Raw genomic sequence first — 18866 nt, 5'->3', positions numbered from 1 at the left:
TTGCTGGAACCCGGTGGATCCCTGTTTGCCGGCGACCAGTAATCCACCGGGTTGCAGTAGTCCACCACGTTGTCGGCAATCCGGCCGCTGGTCGATGTGACGGCGGGCCGGGCCGCCAACGCCCATGCGGCCGGACGAAGGTCCGCGCCAGGTGCTGCCGTGGGCCGGGTCAGTCCTCCGGGTACCAGGCGGCCCGGCGCATGTCCACCTTGTCCGACTTGAGGGGGGTTCCCTCCTGGCGGTGGCGGCGGAGGGCTTCCTGTTCGTGGCCCGGGACGAGGCGGCCGTTGGCGGCCACGACGCGGTGCCAGGGGACGCCGCCGCCCTCGCGGGCCATCACGGAGCCGACCTGGCGCGGGCCGCCCCGGCCCAGGTAGTCGGCGATCGCGCCGTAGGACATGACGCGGCCCGGGGGAATGCGTTCCACCACGGTGAGGACCAGCTCGGCGAAGTCGTCATCGGCCACGATATGGGAACCTACCGTGGGTTCCGGACGGGAACCCGGCAAGATAGGCGGCGTGCGGGAACAGGTCATCGAGGCTCGACGGATCGTGGTCAAGGTCGGGTCGTCGTCGTTGACCACCGCGGCCGGCGGGCTCGACGCGGAGCGGGTGGACGCGCTGGTCGACGCGCTGGCGAAGAGTCCGGCGGAGGTCGTGCTCGTGTCGTCGGGCGCGATCGCGGCGGGGCTGGCGCCGCTGGGGCTGGCGCGGCGGCCGCGGGACCTCGCGACGCAGCAGGCGGCGGCGAGCGTCGGGCAGGGGCTGCTCATGCGGGCGTACAACGACGCGTTCGCCCGGCACGGCAGGGTGGTCGGGCAGGTGCTGCTCACCGTCGACGACGTGACGCGGCGGGTGCACTACCGCAACGCGTACCGGACCCTGCGCCGGCTGCTGGACCTGCGGGCCGTGCCGATCGTCAACGAGAACGACACCGTCGCCACGGAGGAGATCCGGTTCGGTGACAATGACCGGCTGGCCGCGCTCGTGGCGTCGCTCGTCCACGCGGACCTGCTGGTGCTGCTGTCGGACGTCGACGGCCTGTACACCGGCGACCCGGCCAAACCCGGCTCGCTGCCGGTGACGGACGTGCGGTCACCGGACGACCTGGCGGGCATCGACGTGAAACGGCCCGGCAGGGCGGGGGTCGGCACCGGCGGCATGGTGACCAAGGTCGAGGCGGCGAGGATCGCGACGACCAGCGGGATCCCGGTCGTGCTGACGTCCGCGCCCAACGCGGCCAGGGTCCTGGCCGGGGAGCCGGTCGGCACGCTGTTCCACCGGCTGCGGGAGCGGCCGCAGGCGCGGCTGTTCTGGCTCGCGCACGCGACCAGCCCGCGCGGCAGGCTGCACCTGGACCCGGGCGCGGTGCAGGCCGTCATCCAGCGGCACGCGTCGCTGCTGCCGGCCGGGATCACCGCGGTCGACGGGCGGTTCGCGGCCGGGGACCCGGTGGACCTCGTCGACGTCGGCGGGGTGCCGGTCGCCCGGGGGTTGGTCAACTACGACGCCACGGAGCTGCCGCCGCTGCTCGGCAGGTCGACCGGGGAGCTCGCCGCGGCGCTCGGCCCCGCGTACGAGCGCGAGGTCGTCCACCGCGACGACCTGGTGCTGCTGTAGCGCCGTCTACAACAGCCGGCCCACGCCGCCCCGGCGCGGGTCGCCGCCGGCACCGGCCAGACCGACGCCGCTGACGCCGCCGAAATAGTGGTCGAGCCGGTCCCACTGCTGCACCACATAGCCGGCCCCGGCGAAGGGCGCGGGGTCGCAGCCCGGCTCGACGTGCATCCGCCGGACCCCGTCGACCGCCACGGGATGGAAGCGCGGCCGGCGGATCGCCGTGGCCATGTCGTCGCCGTGGACCAGCACGTTGGTGAGGGTCTGGATCAGGGCGGTCCGGATGCGGGTCGCCCCGGCGGAGCCGATCGCCATGACCAGGCCGCCGGCGGAGTCCAGCACGACGGTCGGGCACATGCACGACGCCATCCGCTCGCCGGGCAGCGTGCCCGGGCGGATGAGCTCACCCTCGCCGAGCATGGAGTTGAGGTGGACGCCGAGGCCCGGCAGCCACACCCCGGCGCCGATGCCCAGCGTCATGGTGATCACGCAGGCGTTGCCCGAGTCGTCGACGACCGCGATGTTGGTCGTGTCGCCGAGGCGCTGCGAGCCGTACGCCAGCAGCGTGTCGGCCAGCTGCACCGCCGAGAACCCCGCCGGCAACGCGGCAATCGTCCGGATTGTTTCATTCAGGTCGTCCCGTGCCAGGACGCGGTACGGGCCGAATGCGGCCGCCGCCACGGGCACCTGCAGCACCCGGTACGAGGAGAGATCCCGCGCGCTGAGCACCCCGCCGCCGGCCTGCACCTGGGACAGCAGCGCCTGCCCGACCCGCCCGGTGTAGAAGGCGGCCGGCCCCTCCGCGGCCAGGATCCCGAGCGCGTCGTCCAGGCCGGGGTGGTGCAGCAGCTCGCCGCCCTCCAGCAGGCGGCCCTCGGGTGCGTACACGGCCGAACCGAACCCGGGCAGCATCGCCGGCGCGAGCGACACCAGGGTGCGGGCGTGCGCCCCGGGCAGCAGCACGCCGCTGCGGGCCAGGTTCAGCGCCGGCGCCACCACCCGCTGCCAGGGCAGCCGCCCCCATCGACGGTGGATCTCGCCGGCCCCGGCCGGGATGCCGGGCACTCCTACGCTCGACGCGCCGATCTCGTACCGCTGCGGCACACCGCCGAACGAGATCTTGATCGGCACCATGGGCGCCGCCGGTGCGGTGCTGTCCAGGCCGGGCACCGCGCAGAAGAAGTCCAGGCAGGTGGTGGCCCCGGTGGCGGCGTCGAAATAGGTGGCGAACCCGCCGCCGGCCAGGCCGGTCAGCACGCTCTCCGCGACGCAGCCGGCGAGCATCGCGGCCACGGCCGCGTCGGCGGCGGACCCACCGGCCTCGAGCACCCGCAGCCCGACCTCGGTCGTGGCGGGGTGCCCGGCGGCGACCCCGGCCGGGATCCGTGACCGGGGGCGCGATGCTGCCTGCAGCAGGGCGGTCGACAGCGGAGGTTCCTTTCCACGATGGTGATCGCTAGCATTCGTGGACCATGGCCCCAGACGTGCGAACCCAGGTCCTGCCGGGACGTGTGCGGGCGGGCTATGCGCTCGGCTCGCTCGTCACCGGCGCGTTCGGCACCGTGCCGGGCCTGCTCCTGCTGCCTTACCTGACGGACACGCTCGGCGTCGCTGCCGGGGTCGCCGGGCTGCTGGTGCTGGCGCCGAAGGCGTGGGACGTGCTGATCAACCCGGTTGCCGGGAGGATTTCCGATCGTACCCGCACTTCGATGGGGGCCAGGCGACCATTTCTGCTCTTCGGCGGCCTGGCGCTGGCGGTGCTGTTCGCCGCGATCTTCGCCGCGCCGAACGGTGCGGACTCCGCCGCCTACGCGGCCGTGATGTTCCTGCTCGCGGCGACCGCGTTCGCGTTCTACCAGGTGCCGTACGTCGCGATGCCGGCCGAGATGACCGACGACTACGCCGAGCGGACCCGGCTGATGAGCTGGCGGGTCGCCATCCTCGCGGTCGCGATCCTGGTCTCCGGGGCGCTGTCGCCGATGGTGACGAAGCAGTTCGGCGGCGGCATCCCCGGTCACCGGGCGATGGGGATCTTCGTCGCCGCGCTGATCCTCGTCGGCACGTTCGGCTCGTTCTTCGGTACCCGCGCCGCCCCCGTCGGCAAGGTCCTGCCGAGCGAGCCGTCCTTCGCCGCGCAGCTGCGGGTGGTGCGGGCCAACCGGCCGTTCCGGCTGCTGCTGATCTGCTTCGTCGTGCAGGCCGCCGGCATCGCGACCATGCTGGCCGGGGTCAGCTACTTCGCCACGCAGATCCTCGAGTCCCCGGACACCGGCGCGACGCTGCTGTTCGCCTGCTTCGTCGGCCCGGCGCTGCTGGTCATGCCGGTGTGGACCCGGGTCGGCCGGCGGGTCGGCAAGCTGCGCGCCTACGTGTACGCCTCGGTGCTGTTCGCGGCCGCCGCCGGGTTGCTGGCGTTCGCGCCGTTCCTGCCGGTCGTCGCCGTGTACGTCCTGACCGGGCTCGTCGGCAGCGGCTACGCCGGCCAGCAGGTCTTCGGCATGGCCATGCTGCCGGACTGCATCGCGTTCGACGCCCAGCGCACCGGCCGCCGCCAGGCGGGCGTCTTCACCGGTCTGTGGACGGCGGGCGAGACGTTCGGCATGGCGCTCGGCCCCGGGATCTTCGCGCTGCTGCTCGCCGCGTTCGGCTACGTGTCCAGCTCGTCGGGCGAGGCCGCGGCGCAGTCCGGCACCGCGAAGCTCGGCGTCCTGCTCGGCTTCACCGTCGTGCCCGCCATCGTCATGGCATCGGCGCTCATCGGTCTGCGAGGCTACGACCTGGACGAGCGACGACTGACCGAGGGGGTCACGTGAAAGGCATTCCGGCGCAGCAGGTCCTGGCCGAGCTCGCCGAGCTGCGCAAAGGGGATCTGCCGACGCACGGCGGGCGGCTGTTCGCCTACGTCTACGACCCGGCCGTGCCCGGCCTCGACGAGCTGGCCTCGGCCGCGTACGCGTCGTCCGCGCACGTCAACGGGCTCGACCCGACCGCGTTCCCGTCGCTGCTGCGGATGGAGAACGACCTCGTCGGGATGGCCGCGGCCGTCCTCGGCGGGGGGCCGCAGACCGTCGGCAGCGTCACCAGCGGCGGCACCGAGTCACTGATCCTCGCCGTGAAGGCGGCCCGTGACGGCGCCCCGCACATCGCCGAGCCGCGCCTGGTCATGCCGGTCACCGCGCACGCCGCCCTCGCGAAGGCCGCCGCCTACCTGCGGGTGGCGTTGGATGTGGTACCGGTGGGCGCCGACCTGCGGGTGGACCCTGCCGACGTCGCGGCGGCGATCGGGCCGTCCACGGTGCTGGTCGCGTGCTCGGCGCCGTCCTACGCGCACGGACTGATCGACCCGGTCGAGCCGATCGCGGCCGCCGCGGCCGCCGCCGGGGTCCGCTGCCACGTCGACGCCTGCTTCGGCGGGTGGACGCTGCCGTTCCTGCGCCGCCTCGGCGAGCCGGTCCCGGCGTTCGACCTGTCCGTCCCGGGCGTGACCAGCATCTCCGTCGACCTGCACAAGTACGCGTACGCGCCGAAGGGTGTCTCCGTCCTGCTGCACCGCGACGAGGCGCTGCGCCTGCCGCAGTACTTCGGCTACGCCGACTGGCCCGGCTACACGATGGTCAACCCGGTCATCTCCTCGACCCGCTCCGGCGGGCCGATCGCGGCGGCCTGGGCGACCCTGCGGCACCTCGGCAACGACGGCTACCTGGCCCTCGCCGACACCACCCGCACCGCGGTGCGCGGGCTCGCCGCCGCCGTGTCGGCCGTCGACGGGCTGCGGCTGCTGCCGGTCGAGTCGACGGTGGTCGCGTTCCAGTCCGCCCCGCCGGACGGCGTCGACCTGTTCGTGCTCGCCGACGAGCTCGCCGCCCGGGGCTGGCACACCCAGCCGCAGTTCCAGCACGGGGACATCGCGCCGTCGGTACACCTGACGGTGACCGCGGCCGTCGCACCCAGAGTGGAGGAGTTCGCCGCGGACCTCGCCGCGTCCGTCGCCGCTGCCCGGGCCCTTGGCCCCGTGGAACTGCCCGACGGCATCTTCGAGCTGCTCGGCTCGGTCGAGTCGGTGGCCGCCGCGCTCGGCGTCGGTGCCGGCGACGCCGTCCTGCCCGAGCGGATGGCCGTCATCAACACGCTGCTCAACGCCGCGCCACCGGCCGTGCGCGAACAGTTACTGGTCGCATTCCTCAGTCTGCTGCAGCGCCCGACGGGCGTAGGCTGACGCATATGGGGAGTGTCGTGGGCGACCCGATCAAGTTCGTGCTCAACTGGGGACGTCGCTATTCGCTGTGGGTGTTCAACTTCGGTCTCGCCTGCTGCGCGATCGAGTTCATCGCCACGTCCATGGGGCGGCACGACTTCATGCGCCTTGGCGTCATCCCGTTCGCGCACGGGCCGCGCCAGGCCGACCTCATGGTCGTCTCCGGCACCGTCACCGACAAGATGGCGCCCGCGGTCAAGCGGCTCTATGACCAGATGCCCGAGCCGAAGTACGTGATCAGCTTCGGCGCGTGCAGCAACTGCGGCGGGCCCTACTGGGACTCCTACTCCGTCACCAAGGGCGTCGACCAGCTCATCCCCGTCGACGTCTACGTCCCCGGCTGCCCGCCGCGCCCGGAGGCGCTCCTGCACGGCATCATGAAGCTCCAGGACAAGATCGCGGGGGAGCAGTCGGGGCTCGGCGGGGTCAACCGCACCGACGTCAAAGCGCTGACCGCCCCTGCTGTGCGCAAGCCGTAGGATCTCGGCATGAACTCCGACGAGCTCGGCGGGCTGTTCGGTGACGACGCGTCCGTCAGCGAGTCCGCCGGGGGTGGCCGCCACAGCCGGCCGACCGTCGACGTGCCGCCCGAGCGCTGGCACGACGCGCTGCTGACCGCCCGCGACCGGCTGGCCTGCGACTTCTTCGACTGGCTGTCCGCCGTTGACGAGCTGCCAGGCGGCTTCACCGTGGTCGCGCACGTCTGGTCGACGACCGCGCACCACGGCCTGCTGCTGCGCACCTCCCTGCCGAGGGAGGCACCCGCCGTCGATTCGGTCGTCGACGTGTATCCGGGAGCCGCCTGGCACGAGCGGGAGACGCACGAGATGTTCGACATCGGCTTCGTGGGCAACGACGCACTGGCGCCGCTGCTGCTGCCGCCGGAGTTCGAGGGCCACCCGCTGCGCAAGGAGTTCGTGCTCGCGTCCCGGGTGGCGAAGCCGTGGCCCGGCGCGAAGGAGCCGGGGGAGAGCGAGCACACGGTGAGCAAGCGCGCCCCGATGCGCCCGCCGGGCGTGCCCGACCCCAGCGAGTGGCCGGGAGGCCGGGCCTGATGCCGATCTGGTTGGAGCTGGCTCTACGGGTCCTCGTCGTGGTCGGCGCGTTCCTCACCCTGCCGCTCATCGTCGGCCAGGCCGAGCACAAGGTCATGGCGCACATGCAGGGCCGCCTCGGCCCCATGTATGCCGGCGCCTTCCACGGCTGGGCGCAGCTGGTCGCCGACGGGGTCAAGTTCGTGCAGAAGGAGGACATCACGCCGCGCGCCGCCGACCGGCAGGTCTTCCGGCTCGCCCCGGTCGTCGCGCTGCTGCCCTACCTGGCCGTCCTGCTGGTCATCCCGCTCGGGCCGCACGGCCTCGTCGCTCAGCCGCTGGACGTCGGGCTGTTCTTCGTCCTGGCCGTCGTCGGCATCGGCGTGATCGCCGTGCTCATGGCCGCCTGGTCGTCGGCCAACAAGTACTCGCTGCTCGGCGGGTTGCGGGCGGCGGCCCAGCTGCTCGGCTACGAGCTGCCGTTCGTGCTGTCGGCGGCGTCGGTCGCGATGGCCGCCGGCACGCTGTCACTGTCCGGCATCGTCGAGGCATGGCGCCCCTGGTGGCTGCTGTGGCAGCTGCCGGCGATGCTGATCTTCTTCACCGCCGGCCTCGCCGAGATCCGCCGCCCGCCGTTCGACATGCCGATCGCCGACTCCGAGCTGGTCTTCGGCTACCTGACGGAGTACACGGGCCTGCGGTTCGCGTTCTTCCTGCTGGCCGAGTATGTCGGCATCGTCGTGATCGCCGCGCTCACCACCGTGCTGTTCCTCGGCGGCTGGAAAGGCCCGTTCGACGACCAGCTCGGCTGGCTGTGGACGCTGCTGAAGGTCTTCGCCGTCGCGTTCGTGGTGATCTGGCTGCGGGTCGCGTATCCGCGCCTGCGCGAGGACCAGCTGCAGCGGCTGTGCTGGCTGGTGCTGGTGCCGCTCGCGCTGCTGCAGCTCGTCATCACCGCCGCGGTCAAGGTCGCACTGTAAGCAAGGAGGGCACGCATGGAACTTCCCGGTAAGGGCCTCGTCAAGGGCCTCGCGGTGACCCTCGGCACGCTGGGCCGGCGCACCGGCACCCAGCAGTATCCCGACGTCGAGCCCGACCTGCCGCCGCGCAGCCGCGGTGTCATCGCGCTCATCGAGGAGAACTGCACGGTCTGCATGCTGTGCGCCCGGGAGTGCCCCGACTGGTGCATCTACATCGACTCCCACAAGGAGGAGGTCGTCGTCCCGGGCGCGGCGCGGGCCAGGCAGCGCAACGTGCTCGACCGGTTCGCGATCGACTTCTCGCTGTGCATGTACTGCGGGATCTGCGTCGAGGTGTGCCCGTTCGACGCGCTGCACTGGTCGCCCGAGTTCGAGTACGCCGAGCACGACATCCGCGACCTGCTGCACGAGAAGGACCGGCTCGAGGAGTGGGTCGCCACCGTCCCCGCGCCGCCGGCCCACGACCATCGGGGCGAACCGGCCAAGGAGCAGACCGCCGCCGCAAAACGCTCAGGTGGCGGCGCTGCCTGACCGATCCTCGTGGTGAGCCGCGCCTTTGCCGCGGCCGACTGCGCGGAGGTGGCGGCATGTCCCGGCTGGGGATCTCGCAGAAACTGTTCATCGGCTTCCTGCTCGTCTCGGTGGTGACGGTGGTGGTCGGCGTCTACGGGATCACCCGGCTGAAGGTGCTCAACCAGCGCGCCGACGACGTCTACGCCACCGCCGGCGCGCCCGGCTACAACGCGCAGAAGATGCAGAACCACTGGACCGAGACCCAGCTGCTCATGTACGCGGTCGCCGTCAGCCCGGCCGCGAACGTGGAGCAGATCGTGTCCGGGTACATCAAGCCCGTCGACGCGAGCTTCGACGAGGCGTACGCCGCCTACCTCGCCAGCCGCCACACCGCGGAGGGCAAGACGCTCGCCGACGAGCTGGCGCGGCAGATGGCCACCATCCGCAAGATCCGCGACGAGCAGGTCCTGCCGGCCGCCCGCCAGGGCAATCTGCCCGGCGCGCTGCAGGCCCTGTTCACGCCCGAGATGGGCGCCATCCTGGAGGCGCAGCAGAACGCCGGCAGCAAGATCGCCGACATCGAGCAGGCCAACGCGAAGAAGATCTCCGACGACGCCACCGACACGTACGAGTCCGCCCGCACCAGCCTGATCGTCATGCTGGTGCTCGGCATCCTGCTGTCGATTGGCCTCGCCGGGCTCGTCGCCCGGTCGATCGTGCGCTCGGTGCGCCGCGCCAAGACCGTCCTGGACGAGGTCGCCGGCGGTGACCTGACCGCCCGCATGGACGTGACCAGCGGCGACGAGGTCGGCCAGATGGGCCTGGCGCTCAACGGCAGCCTCGACCGCATCGCCGAGATGGTGCGCCTCGTCAGCACGTCGGCGACGTCCTTGGCTGGCTCGTCGACCCGCCTCACCGCCGTGGCCCGCACCATCGCCTCGGGCGTCGACGACGCCGCCGAGCAGGCCACCGCCGTCAGCGGCGCGGCCGGCCAGGTGTCGCGCAACGTGCAGACCGTCGCCGTGGGCACCGACGAGATGAACGAGAGCATCCGGGAGATCGCGCAGAACGCCACGGAAGCGGTACGGGTCGCGAACGAGGCCATGGAGGCCGCCAACGAGACGACCCGCACCATGGCGAAGCTGGGCGAGTCCAGCGCCGAGATCGGCAACGTCATCAACGTCATCACCGGCATCGCCGCGCAGACCAACCTGCTCGCGCTCAACGCCACCATCGAGGCCGCCCGCGCCGGCGAGGCCGGCAAGGGCTTCGCGGTCGTCGCCAACGAGGTGAAGGACCTGGCGCAGGAGACCGCGAAGGCGACCGAGGACATCAGCCAGCGGATCTCCGCGATCCAGGCCGACGCGGCCAGCGCCGTGGCCGCGATCAGCCGCATCAGCGAGGTCATCGAGAGCGTCAACGGCTACCAGACGACGATCGCCTCCGCCGTCGAGGAGCAGACCGCGACGACGAACGAGATGGGCCGCAACGCGGCGAACGCGGCCAGCGGCAGCACCGAGATCGCGGCCAGCATCGGCCGGGTCGCGCGGGCGGCGCAGTCCACCAGCGTCGGGGTGCAGGAGACCGAGTCGGCGGCGGCCGAGCTGGCGGGCATGTCGCAGGAGCTGAGCCGGGTGGTGTCGCGCTTCCGCGCGTAGCTTTTTGTTCCTCTTTTGCCGCCCGCCGGTCGAATCCTGTCGGACCCTGGTGGCAGGATGTCCGCCATGAGGGTGGCATCGGGATGACAGCGGCGGATGTGCTCCTCGTCGCACTCGGCGCCGTCGCGGTGGGCGCGGGCCTGCTGGTCGTGACCACCCGGCACGTGGTCCGGGCCGGGCTGTGGCTCGTCGTCACGCTGGGCGCCGTCGCCGGGCTCTATCTCGTGCTGTCCGCGGAGCTGCTGGCCTGGGTGCAGGTGCTGCTCTATGTCGGCGCCGTGGTGGTCCTGCTGCTGTTCGCCGTGATGCTGACCCGCGCGCCGATCGGCGCCAGCGACGACCTCGACCGGGTCCGCTGGCCGGGCGCGCTCGTCGGTGCCGGCGCCGCCGCCGGCCTGGGGGTGCTGTTCATCGACGCCTTCCATTGGAGCCGGGTCGGGCTGCCCGAGCCCGGCACCGCCGAGGCGATCGGCGGCGCCGTCTTCCGCACCTGGGTGCTGCCGTTCGAGCTGGTGTCGGTGCTGCTGCTGGCGGCGCTGGTCGGCGCGATCGTGGTGTCCCGGCCGGACGTCAGCGCCGGGTCCGGCCCCCGTCCAGGCGGGCGGGGGCGCTGATGCATCCGGTCCTGCCGTTCACGATCGCGGCGCTGCTGTTCGGCATCGGCGTCTACGGCGTCATCGTCCGGCGCAACGCCGTGCTGCTGCTGATGGCGGTCGAGCTGCTGCTCAACGCGGTCAACCTGGTGCTCGTCACCGCCGACGCCACGATCCGCTCCATGGTGCCGCACGGCGGCCAGTCGTTCGCCCTGTTCGTCATCGTGCTCGCCGCCGCGGAGATCGGCGTGGGTCTCGCCCTCATCCTCCAGCTGTACCGGCTGCGCCGCTCGGTCGACGTCGAGGACCTGCCGCTCACCGAGCAGCCCGCCGGCCCGGCTGCCGAGGCGTCGCCCGAGCCCGACCCGGAGGTGGCGCGGTGAAGGTCGACCTGCTCGGGCTTGCGCTGCCCGCGGTCCCGGTGGTCGCCGGGCTGCTCGGTCTGCTGCTGCGCAACCAGCGCCGCGGGATCGCCGCCGCGCTCGGCATCGGCGCCGCGGCCGCCGCGCTGGCCTGCGCGGTTGCTGTCGCCCTGCGCGGGGCGCGGGAGGCCGACGCCGGCGTCGTCGTCGCCGAGTTCGGGCGGCTGTCCGTCACGTTCGGCACCTGGCTCGACGGCCCCGCCGGGCTCGTCGCGGTCGCCGTCGGCGTCGTCGCCCTGTGCGTCCAGGTCTACTCGGTGGCCTACCTGCACGACGACGAGCGCTACGCGCCCTATGCCGCGCAGGTCAGCCTGTTCACCGGCGCGATGCTGCTCGTCGTCGTCTCCGGCGACCTGATCGCCCTGCTGGTCGGCTGGGAGGTCATGGGCATCTGCTCCTACCTGCTGATCGGCCACGACCGGCGGCTGCCGGAGGCACCCCGCGCCGCGGTCAAGGCGTTCCTGGTGACCCGCGTCGGCGACGTCGGCTTCCTGATCGGCATCGTGCTGCTCGGCCTGCACGCCGGCAGCTTCCGCATCGCCGACGTGTTCGCCGCGGACCTGCCCGCCGGCACCGTCACCGCCGCCTGCGTGCTGCTGCTGGCCGGCGTCGCGGGCAAGAGTGCCCAGTTCCCGCTGCACACCTGGCTGCCCGACGCGATGGCGGGCCCCACCCCGATCTCCGCGCTCATCCACGCCGCGACCATGGTCGCCGCCGGCGTCTATGTCGTGGCCCGGCTCTATCCGCTGTTCGAGCAGACCGGCGCGGCGCTCACCGTCCTCGCCGTCATGGCGTCGGTCACGATGCTGCTCGGCGCCCTCGCCGCCCTCGGCCAGGACGACATCAAGCGGGTCCTGGCCTGGTCGACGGTGAGCCAGCTGGGGTACATGACCGGCGCCCTCGCCGTCGGCGCCCCCGCCGCCGCGCTGTTCCACCTGCTCACGCACGCCGCGTTCAAGGCGCTGCTGTTCCTCGCCGCCGGCGCGGTGATCCACGCCGTCGGCACCAACCTCATGGCCGCCATGGGCGGGCTGCGCACCCGCATGCCCGTGACGTTCTGGACGATGACCGCCGGCCTGGCCGCGCTCGCCGGCGTCCCGCCCCTCGCCGGGTTCTGGAGCAAGGACTCGATCATCGAGGCCGCCTGGCACGCCACGTCCGACGCCGGTGCGCCGGTGCCGCGGGCCGCCGCGGTGCTCGTGCTCGCCGCCGCGGCGCTGACCGTGCTGGTCACCGCGGCCTACGTGGTCCGGTTGTGGCGCCGCACGTTCCTCGGCGCGCCCCGCGGCGCCGCCGCCCGCGCCGCGCACGAGCCACCGTGGGCGATGCGCGGGCCGCTGCTCGTCCTCGCCGTGCCGACCGTCCTGCTCGGGTTCGCCGGCCTCTCGGCCGCCTTCGCCCGGCGGCTCGGCGGCGCGCACGCCGTCGCGGAGCTCGGCGCGTTCGCGCTGGCGCCGCTCGCGCTGCTGGCCGCCGGTGCCGCGCTCGCCTGGCGCCGCGACCCGGCCGCCGACCTGCCCGACACCGCCCTCACCCGGCTGCTGGCCAACGCGTTCTATCTCGACGCGGTCCAGGACGCGCTGGTCACCCGGCCGGTCACCGCCCTGGCCCGGCTCGCCCGCCGCACCGACGAGACCGTCGTCGACGGCGCCGTTGACGCGACCGGTGCCGGCGCCGCCGGTGCCGGCGCGCTCCTCGCCCGGGCGCACATCGCCGGGCTGCCCCGCGCCACCGGCGCGGTCCTCGGCGGCGCGGTCGTCCTCGCCGCCGCCATCGCCGTGGTCGTGGGGGTGTCCTGGTGAGTGCCGGTCAGACCCTGCTCCTCGCGCTGCTGATCCTGCCGGCGATCGGCGCGCTGTTCGCCGCGGGCATGCCCGCCCGCCTCGACCGGGCCGCCCGCATCGGCGGCACCGCGTTCGCCGCCGCCACGTTCGGCGTCGCCCTGGCGTTCCTGCCCGGCGCCCCGGCCGTGCCCGCCGGCACCGCGCCCGCCGCGGCGATCGCACCCTGGGCGGAGATCGACGTGCCCTGGGCACCCGACCTCAGCCTCCGCTTCCACCTCGGCGTCGACGGCATCTCCTACCCGCTGGTCGTGCTCACCGCCGCCCTGACGATGCTGTGCTGCGCCTACTGCCTCTGGCGGGTCCCCGACCCGGGCCGCGGCCGGCTCCTCGTCGCCCTGCTGCTGGTCCTCGAGGTCGGCATCATCGGCGTGTTCCTCTCCCTCGACCTGGTGCTGTTCTTCGTCTTCTTCGAGGTCGTCCTCCTGCCGATGTATGCGGTGATCGCAGTCTGGGGCGGTGCCGACCGCCGCCGCGCGGCCCGCAAGTTCGTGCTCTACACGCTGCTGGGCTCGGTCCTGCTGCTCGTCGGCGTCTTCACCGTCGTCTCCGCCACCGGCACCGCCGACCTCGTCGCCCTCACCGACCCGGCGACCCGGCCGATGAGCAGCGGCCTGCAGCTGTTCGCGTTCGTGCTGCTGGCCGCCGCGTTCGCGGTCAAGAGCCCGCTCTGGCCGCTGCACACCTGGCTGCCGGCGGCGCACACCGAGGCGCCGACCGTCGGCTCGGTCGTGCTCGCCGGCGTCCTGCTGAAGATGGGCACCTACGGTCTGCTCCGGGTCGCCGTCGGCGTCGCCCCCGACGCCGCCGCCCGCAGCGCCCCGGTCCTGGGCATCCTCGCCACCGCCGCGATCATCGTCGGCGGCCTCGTCTGCCTCGCCCAGACCGAGCTCAAGCGCCTCATCGCCTACTCGTCAGTCGGGCACATGGGCTTCGTCCTGCTCGGCGTCGCGACCCTCACCACCACCGGCTTCCAGGCCGCCCTCATCGGCAACATCGCCCACGGCGTCGTCACCGGCCTGCTGTTCTTCGTCGCCGGCGGGATCAAGGACCGCGCACACACCGGCGACCTGGCCCAGCTCGGCGGCCTGCGCGAGACCGCACCCGCGCTCAGCGGCGTGCTGGCCTTCGCCGCCATCGCCTCCCTCGGCCTGCCGGGCCTGGCCGGCTTCTGGGGCGAGTCGTTCGCCGTGGTCGCCGCCTTCGAGCGCGGCGGCCCGCTCTGGACCACGCTCGGCGTGCTCGCCGCCGCCGGTGCCGCCCTCGCCGCCGCGTACTTCCTGCGCCTGCTGCGCCGCGTCACCCACGGCGCCGCGACCCCGCCGGTCACCGCCCTCACCACCGCCGGCCGGCTGCGCCCGGGGGAGCTGGTCGCGTGGTCCCCGCTGATCGCGCTCACCCTGGCCGTCGGCGTCGTCCCGGACCTGGTCCTCGGCTACTCCGCCGACCCGGTGGCCGCCCTCGCCGAAGTGATCACCCGATGATCCCCGCCCGCCGCCTGCCTACCTACCGGCCCTCTCCGGCCGGCGTGCCCTGTGGGGCCTTCGCGCCGGCCGGGGTGTCGTTGCCGTCGGGTGCCGCCGGCTCGGCGGTGGCCCTTGCCGCCGGCTCCTGCCGGGCAGGCGGGGCGGCTGTGGGTTCCTCCGCGGCGGTTGCCGGGGCGGGCCGGGCAACGGCGCGCCGAGTGACCGGCACCATCCGGCCGCCCGTTTCCGCCGCCCGCCGGGGCGTGGGCGCGGGGCCGTCACACACCAGGGACTCGGACCGGCCGACCGGCCGCGGGCAGGCCGGGGAGGCCGGGCGATGAGGATCGACCAGGTTGCGCTCCTGCCGACGTACGTGGCCGCCGCCACCGCCGTCCTCGCCCTGCTCGTCGACCTCCTCGTGCCGGGCAGGCGGGGTGCAGTCGTCGGGGTGACCGCGCTCGGCATGCTCGCCACGGCGGCCACCGCGATCGGGGTCGGTCTCGGGCTCGGCGACGCCGGGCGGCGCACCGCGTTCTGCGTCGGGCCGGACCAGTGCTCGCTGGTCTCCGACCCCGCGGCCGCCGCCGTCGGGGCCGCGTTCGCGCTGCTCGCCCTCGGTGCCGTCGCCCTGTCGGTGCCGCTGCTGCGCACCGGCGAGGTGCCCGTCGGCGAATACTGCTTCCTGCTCGCCTGCTCGCTGACCGGCGCGGTCGTCCTCGGTGGCGCCCGCGACCTGATCACGCTGATCGTGGCGCTCGAGACGCTGACCCTGCCGCTGTACCTCCTCGTCGGCATCAGGCGCGGCGCGACCAACGGCGCCTCCGCGGCGGTGACGTTCTTCGTGGTCAGCGTCGTGTCGACGGCGGTGGCCCTGCTCGGTGCGGCGCTCGTCTACACCGCGACCGGCGGCGTACACCTCGCCGGCATCGCCGACGCCGGCGCGAGCGCGCCCGAGCTGCGGCCGCTGCTGCAGGCCGGCGTGATCCTCTTCCTGGCTGGTCTGGCGTTCAAGGTCGCCGCCGTGCCCGCGCACGCCTGGGCGCCCGCTACCTACGACGGCGCCCCGCTGCCCGTCGCCGCCTACCTGTCGACCGCCTCGAAGCTCGGCGGCGTCGTCGCCCTGCTCCTCGTCGGCGTGGTCGCCGGTGGCCCGGTCCTCGCCACGTCCGGCCTGACCCTCGCGGTCCTCGCCGTGCTGAGCATGACCGTCGGCAACCTCGTCGCCCTCCGGCAGCGGCGCATGGTCCGGCTGCTCGCCTGGTCGTCGGTGGCCCAGGCCGGCTATCTGCTCGCCCCGCTCGGCGCGCTTCTCGCCGCCGGCGGCCGCAGCCCCGACGCGATCGCACTCGCCGTCACCGCGACCGTCGCGTACGCCCTCTTCTACGTCATCCTCGAGTTTGCCGCCTTCGCCGCCGTCGTCGCCGTCCGCGGCAGCACCGACGGCGGCGACCTCGACGACTACCGTGGCCTGGCCCGCCGCGCACCATGGCTGACGGCGGTCCTGGTCATCGCGCTGACCGGCCTCGCCGGCCTGCCGCCGGGCCTGGCCGGGCTGTTCGCCAAGGTGGCCGTGGTCCGCTCGCTGCTCGGCGGTGACGCGGCCTGGCTGGCGGTGGTGGTCGCCGTCAACGCGGTCATCGGCCTCGCGTACTACGTCCGCGCGGTCGCCACCCTGTTCGCCGCTCCCGCCGCTGTCCCGTCCGCCGCTCCTGCCGGTGTTGCCGCGCCATCCGCGGCTCCGGAGGCGGCTCCCGTGGCTCCGGCGACGGCTGTGGCGACAATCTCACCCGACGCGATCACCCCGGTCGCCGGCTCGGCAGGTGCGCGGGTGCGCGTCGGCTGGCCAGTCGCCGTGGCCGCGGGGACAGCGACCCTGCTTGCGGTGATCGTCGGGCTCGCGCCGCAGGGCATCCTCGAGCTGGCCGCGTTCTTCTCCTGAGCCGAAGCGCCACCGCCCCGAGGACCCGCCGCCGCCTGCCGTTCGCCCGAGGCACGTTCAGGCACCTCACAGCCAGTGCCGGGAAGGGACACAGCCGGTCGCGGTGTTGTAGGAGGTATGCAGCACAGGCATCTCAACGGTCTCAAGACGGCGGCCCTGCTTGGGCTGCTGACCTCGCTGATCCTGCTTGTCGGCTTCTGGCTCGGCGGTAGCACCGGTCTGGTCATCGCCGTGTTCCTGTCGCTCGGCATGAACGCGTTCAGCTACTTCTACTCCGACAAGCTGGCCCTGCGCGCGATGCACGCCCAGCCGGTCACCGAGGCGCAGGCGCCCGAGCTCTACGCGATGGTCCGGGAGCTGGCCACGTCCGCCGGGCAGCCCATGCCGCGGCTGTACGTGAGCCCGACGATGCAACCCAACGCCTTCGCCACCGGGCGCAACCCGCAGCACGCGGCGGTCGCCGTCACGCAGGGCATCCTCGGCATCCTGACCCCGCGCGAGCTGCGCGGCGTCATCGGTCACGAGCTGTCGCACGTGTACAACCGCGACATCCTGATCTCCAGCGTCGCCGGGGCGCTCGGCGGCATGATCACGATGCTGGCCCAGCTGGCGATCTTCCTGCCGATCGGCGGCTCGTCCGAGGACGACGACGGCCCCGGGCTCGGCGGCATGCTGCTGATGCTCATCCTGGGCCCGCTCGCCGCGACCGTGATCCAGCTGGCGATCAGCCGCAGCCGCGAGTACCAGGCCGACGAGTCCGGCGCGCGGCTGACCGCCGACCCGCTCGCCCTGGCCAGCGCGTTGCGCAAGATTCATCGCGGTACCCAGGCGCTGCCGCTGCCCGCCGACGGCCAGCTCGCCAGCCAGGCCCACCTCATGATCGACAACCCGCTGCGTAGCGGCGGAATCGCGTCGCTGTTCTCGACCCACCCGCCGATGGATCAGCGGGTCGCCAGGCTCGAGCAGATGGCGGGTGTCACACACCGCTGACGCGCCGATCTCCAGCCGGGTGACCGGAGCCTGCCGTTAGGATCGGCAGGCTCTTCACTCGTTACCCGGTTTGAGATGAGGCAAGGCGTTGCGGCAGTACGCGGCGGTGTGGCGGCTTCCCGGCGCACCCGTTCTGCTGATCGTCGGGGTGCTCGCGCGGCTCGGCATCGGCATGGTCTCGCTGTCGCTGCTGCTGCTCCTGCAGCAGACGACCGGCCGGTACGCCCAGGCCGCCGCGGCCTGCGCCGTGTACGCGCTCGCCGGCGCGGCGGCCAGCCCCTTCGCCGGACGGCTCGCGGACCGGATCGGCCCGGGGCCGGTGCTGATCGTCACCGGCGTCGCGCACCCGGTCGCGCTCGGGCTGCTGATCGTGGTCGCGCTCAGGCAGGCGCCGCTGCCCGTGATCATCGGGGCGGCCGTCGTGGCCGGGGCCACGTTCCCGCCGCTGACCGCGGCCGTGCGCGGCACGTGGAACGCGCTGACCGCCGATCTGCCACACGTACGCGTGACGGCACTGGCTGCCGAGACCGCCCTCTTCGAGGTCGTCTTCGTGGCCGGCCCGATGCTCGTCGCGTTGTGCGTCGTGCTGTGGCAGCCCGCCGTCGCGCTCGGCGCCGCGGCCGGGATCACCCTGCTCGGCACGCTGGTCGTGGCGAGGGGCCGGGCGATCCGGTCCTGGCGCCGCCACGTCGATCACACCGACGCCAAGGGCCTCGGCCCGTTGAAGGTCGCCGGCTTCGTGCCGCTGCTGGTGACGGCGTTCGGCCTCGGGTTCGCGTTCGGTGGCGTGGGGGTGGCCGTGCCCGCGTACGCCACCGCGTACGTCGAACACGACCCGGACAGCGTCGGCGGGCTGTTGCTCGGCGTGTGGGGCATCGGCAGCGCCGTGAGCGGCTTCTACTTCGGCACCCGCCCGCCGGGGCGGCTCGGCTGGCTGCTCGGCGGGGTGGCCGCCAGCATTCTCGTCCTCGCAGCCATGCCCACCGCGCTGGCGCTCGGCGTTGCCCTCGTCCTCGGCGGTGCCACCATCGCGCCGGCGCTCACCGTGCAGAACTCGCTCGTCGGCAGGATCGTGCCCGGCTCGATGCTGAACGAGGCGTACACCTGGCTGGTCACCGTCTCGGTCGCCTCCAGCGCCGCCGGGGTCGCCGTCATGGGGCTTGTCGTCGACCACCCCGGCGGCGTCGTCTGGGCGTTCCTGCTGGCGGGCACCGCCGTCGGCCTGGGCGCGCTGGTGGCGGCCAACCCGCGCGGGACGATCGCACGGGCCGCCGCCGCGCAGGCCTGACGGCGCCGCCGTCACCTGGGCGGCACCGGCGCCACGCGCTGTCACCCACTCGGGTGGGCGCCGCGCGGGCGTCACTCGGATGAGTGATGCCTGGCATACGTCCGTGTAGGGTCACGCCTCATGGCAATGCCGCTCCAAGCCGTGCTGGCGGACCCCGATCACCGGGAAGAGCCCGACACCGAGATCCGCGACACCGACAGCTTCGTGCTGATCCGCGCCGAGGAGACCGCGGAGCGTCCCGAGCGGCGCCCACCGGCCCGCCGGGACTGAG

At 73.5% G+C, this 18866-nt stretch carries 17 protein-coding genes and 1 pseudogene; 16 read left to right on the top strand and 2 right to left on the bottom strand.

The window, feature by feature from the left end; translation table 11 throughout:
* Positions 1-169: 169 nt before the first annotated feature.
* The gene (locus AB0H83_RS03810) at positions 170-466 is read right to left on the bottom strand and encodes an MGMT family protein (RefSeq protein ID WP_033357701.1); all 297 of its coding nucleotides are present in this window, start codon (positions 464-466) and stop codon (positions 170-172) included.
* Between the two features lie 52 nt (positions 467-518).
* Between AB0H83_RS03810 and proB the strand changes: the two genes are divergently transcribed.
* Positions 519-1619 (top strand): glutamate 5-kinase, encoded by a 1101-nt coding sequence (gene proB, locus AB0H83_RS03805; RefSeq protein ID WP_360086261.1) that lies wholly within the window; start codon positions 519-521, stop codon positions 1617-1619.
* Positions 1620-1625: 6 nt separating this feature from the next.
* Here proB and AB0H83_RS03800 read toward each other — a convergent pair whose 3' ends face one another.
* A complete protein-coding gene (locus tag AB0H83_RS03800; protein ID WP_360086258.1) occupies positions 1626-2945 on the bottom strand; it encodes a gamma-glutamyltransferase in 1320 nt (439 codons plus the stop codon).
* 143 nt (positions 2946-3088) lie between these two features.
* Here AB0H83_RS03800 and AB0H83_RS03795 point away from each other — a divergent pair, with 143 nt between their 5' ends.
* From AB0H83_RS03795 to AB0H83_RS03725, 15 genes and pseudogenes are all read left to right on the top strand, one after another.
* On the top strand, positions 3089-4429 hold the full coding sequence (locus tag AB0H83_RS03795; RefSeq protein WP_360086255.1) for an MFS transporter: 1341 nt from the start codon (positions 3089-3091) through the stop codon (positions 4427-4429).
* Positions 4426-5832 (top strand): aminotransferase class V-fold PLP-dependent enzyme, encoded by a 1407-nt coding sequence (locus tag AB0H83_RS03790; protein ID WP_360086252.1) that lies wholly within the window; start codon positions 4426-4428, stop codon positions 5830-5832. The genes AB0H83_RS03795 and AB0H83_RS03790 overlap by 4 nt, the downstream gene beginning before the upstream one ends.
* 5 nt (positions 5833-5837) lie before the next feature.
* Complete coding sequence (locus AB0H83_RS03785; protein ID WP_360086249.1) at positions 5838-6350, top strand: NADH-quinone oxidoreductase subunit B family protein; 513 nt, start codon at positions 5838-5840, stop codon at positions 6348-6350.
* A 9-nt stretch (positions 6351-6359) separates the two neighbouring features.
* A complete protein-coding gene (locus tag AB0H83_RS03780) occupies positions 6360-6926 on the top strand; it encodes an NADH-quinone oxidoreductase subunit C (RefSeq protein ID WP_360086246.1) in 567 nt (188 codons plus the stop codon).
* The gene (gene nuoH, locus AB0H83_RS03775) at positions 6926-7885 is read left to right on the top strand and encodes an NADH-quinone oxidoreductase subunit NuoH (protein ID WP_360086243.1); all 960 of its coding nucleotides are present in this window, start codon (positions 6926-6928) and stop codon (positions 7883-7885) included. Before AB0H83_RS03780 ends, nuoH begins: the two co-directional genes overlap by 1 nt.
* A gap of 15 nt (positions 7886-7900) precedes the next feature.
* Positions 7901-8533, top strand: a pseudogene (locus tag AB0H83_RS03770) (NADH-quinone oxidoreductase subunit I).
* Entirely contained in the window at positions 8473-10056 is a 1584-nt protein-coding gene (locus AB0H83_RS03765; protein WP_360086240.1) for a methyl-accepting chemotaxis protein, read from the top strand. Before AB0H83_RS03770 ends, AB0H83_RS03765 begins: the two are co-directional and overlap by 61 nt.
* A gap of 83 nt (positions 10057-10139) precedes the next feature.
* A complete protein-coding gene (locus tag AB0H83_RS03760; protein WP_360086237.1) occupies positions 10140-10670 on the top strand; it encodes an NADH-quinone oxidoreductase subunit J in 531 nt (176 codons plus the stop codon).
* Positions 10670-11032 (top strand): NADH-quinone oxidoreductase subunit NuoK, encoded by a 363-nt coding sequence (gene nuoK, locus AB0H83_RS03755; protein WP_360086234.1) that lies wholly within the window; start codon positions 10670-10672, stop codon positions 11030-11032. The genes AB0H83_RS03760 and nuoK overlap by 1 nt, the downstream gene beginning before the upstream one ends.
* A complete protein-coding gene (locus AB0H83_RS03750; protein ID WP_360086231.1) occupies positions 11029-12873 on the top strand; it encodes an NADH-quinone oxidoreductase subunit L in 1845 nt (614 codons plus the stop codon). Before nuoK ends, AB0H83_RS03750 begins: the two co-directional genes overlap by 4 nt.
* Entirely contained in the window at positions 12870-14396 is a 1527-nt protein-coding gene (locus AB0H83_RS03745) for an NADH-quinone oxidoreductase subunit M (protein ID WP_360086228.1), read from the top strand. Before AB0H83_RS03750 ends, AB0H83_RS03745 begins: the two co-directional genes overlap by 4 nt.
* A 319-nt stretch (positions 14397-14715) precedes the next feature.
* A complete protein-coding gene (locus AB0H83_RS03740) occupies positions 14716-16317 on the top strand; it encodes a proton-conducting transporter membrane subunit (RefSeq protein ID WP_360086225.1) in 1602 nt (533 codons plus the stop codon).
* Between the two features lie 117 nt (positions 16318-16434).
* Positions 16435-17307 (top strand): zinc metalloprotease HtpX, encoded by an 873-nt coding sequence (htpX, locus tag AB0H83_RS03735; RefSeq protein WP_360086222.1) that lies wholly within the window; start codon positions 16435-16437, stop codon positions 17305-17307.
* Between the two features lie 88 nt (positions 17308-17395).
* Positions 17396-18595 (top strand): MFS transporter, encoded by a 1200-nt coding sequence (locus tag AB0H83_RS03730; protein ID WP_360086219.1) that lies wholly within the window; start codon positions 17396-17398, stop codon positions 18593-18595.
* A 120-nt stretch (positions 18596-18715) separates the two neighbouring features.
* Complete coding sequence (locus AB0H83_RS03725; RefSeq protein WP_360086216.1) at positions 18716-18865, top strand: hypothetical protein; 150 nt, start codon at positions 18716-18718, stop codon at positions 18863-18865.
* Position 18866 lies beyond the last annotated feature (1 nt).

Origin of the sequence: Dactylosporangium sp. NPDC050688 (genome assembly GCF_040654515.1) — a bacterium.
GTDB lineage: Bacteria > Actinomycetota > Actinomycetes > Mycobacteriales > Micromonosporaceae > Dactylosporangium.
The sequence above is the reverse complement of the archived record's forward strand: the minus strand, read 5'-3'. Positions and strand labels throughout refer to the sequence as shown.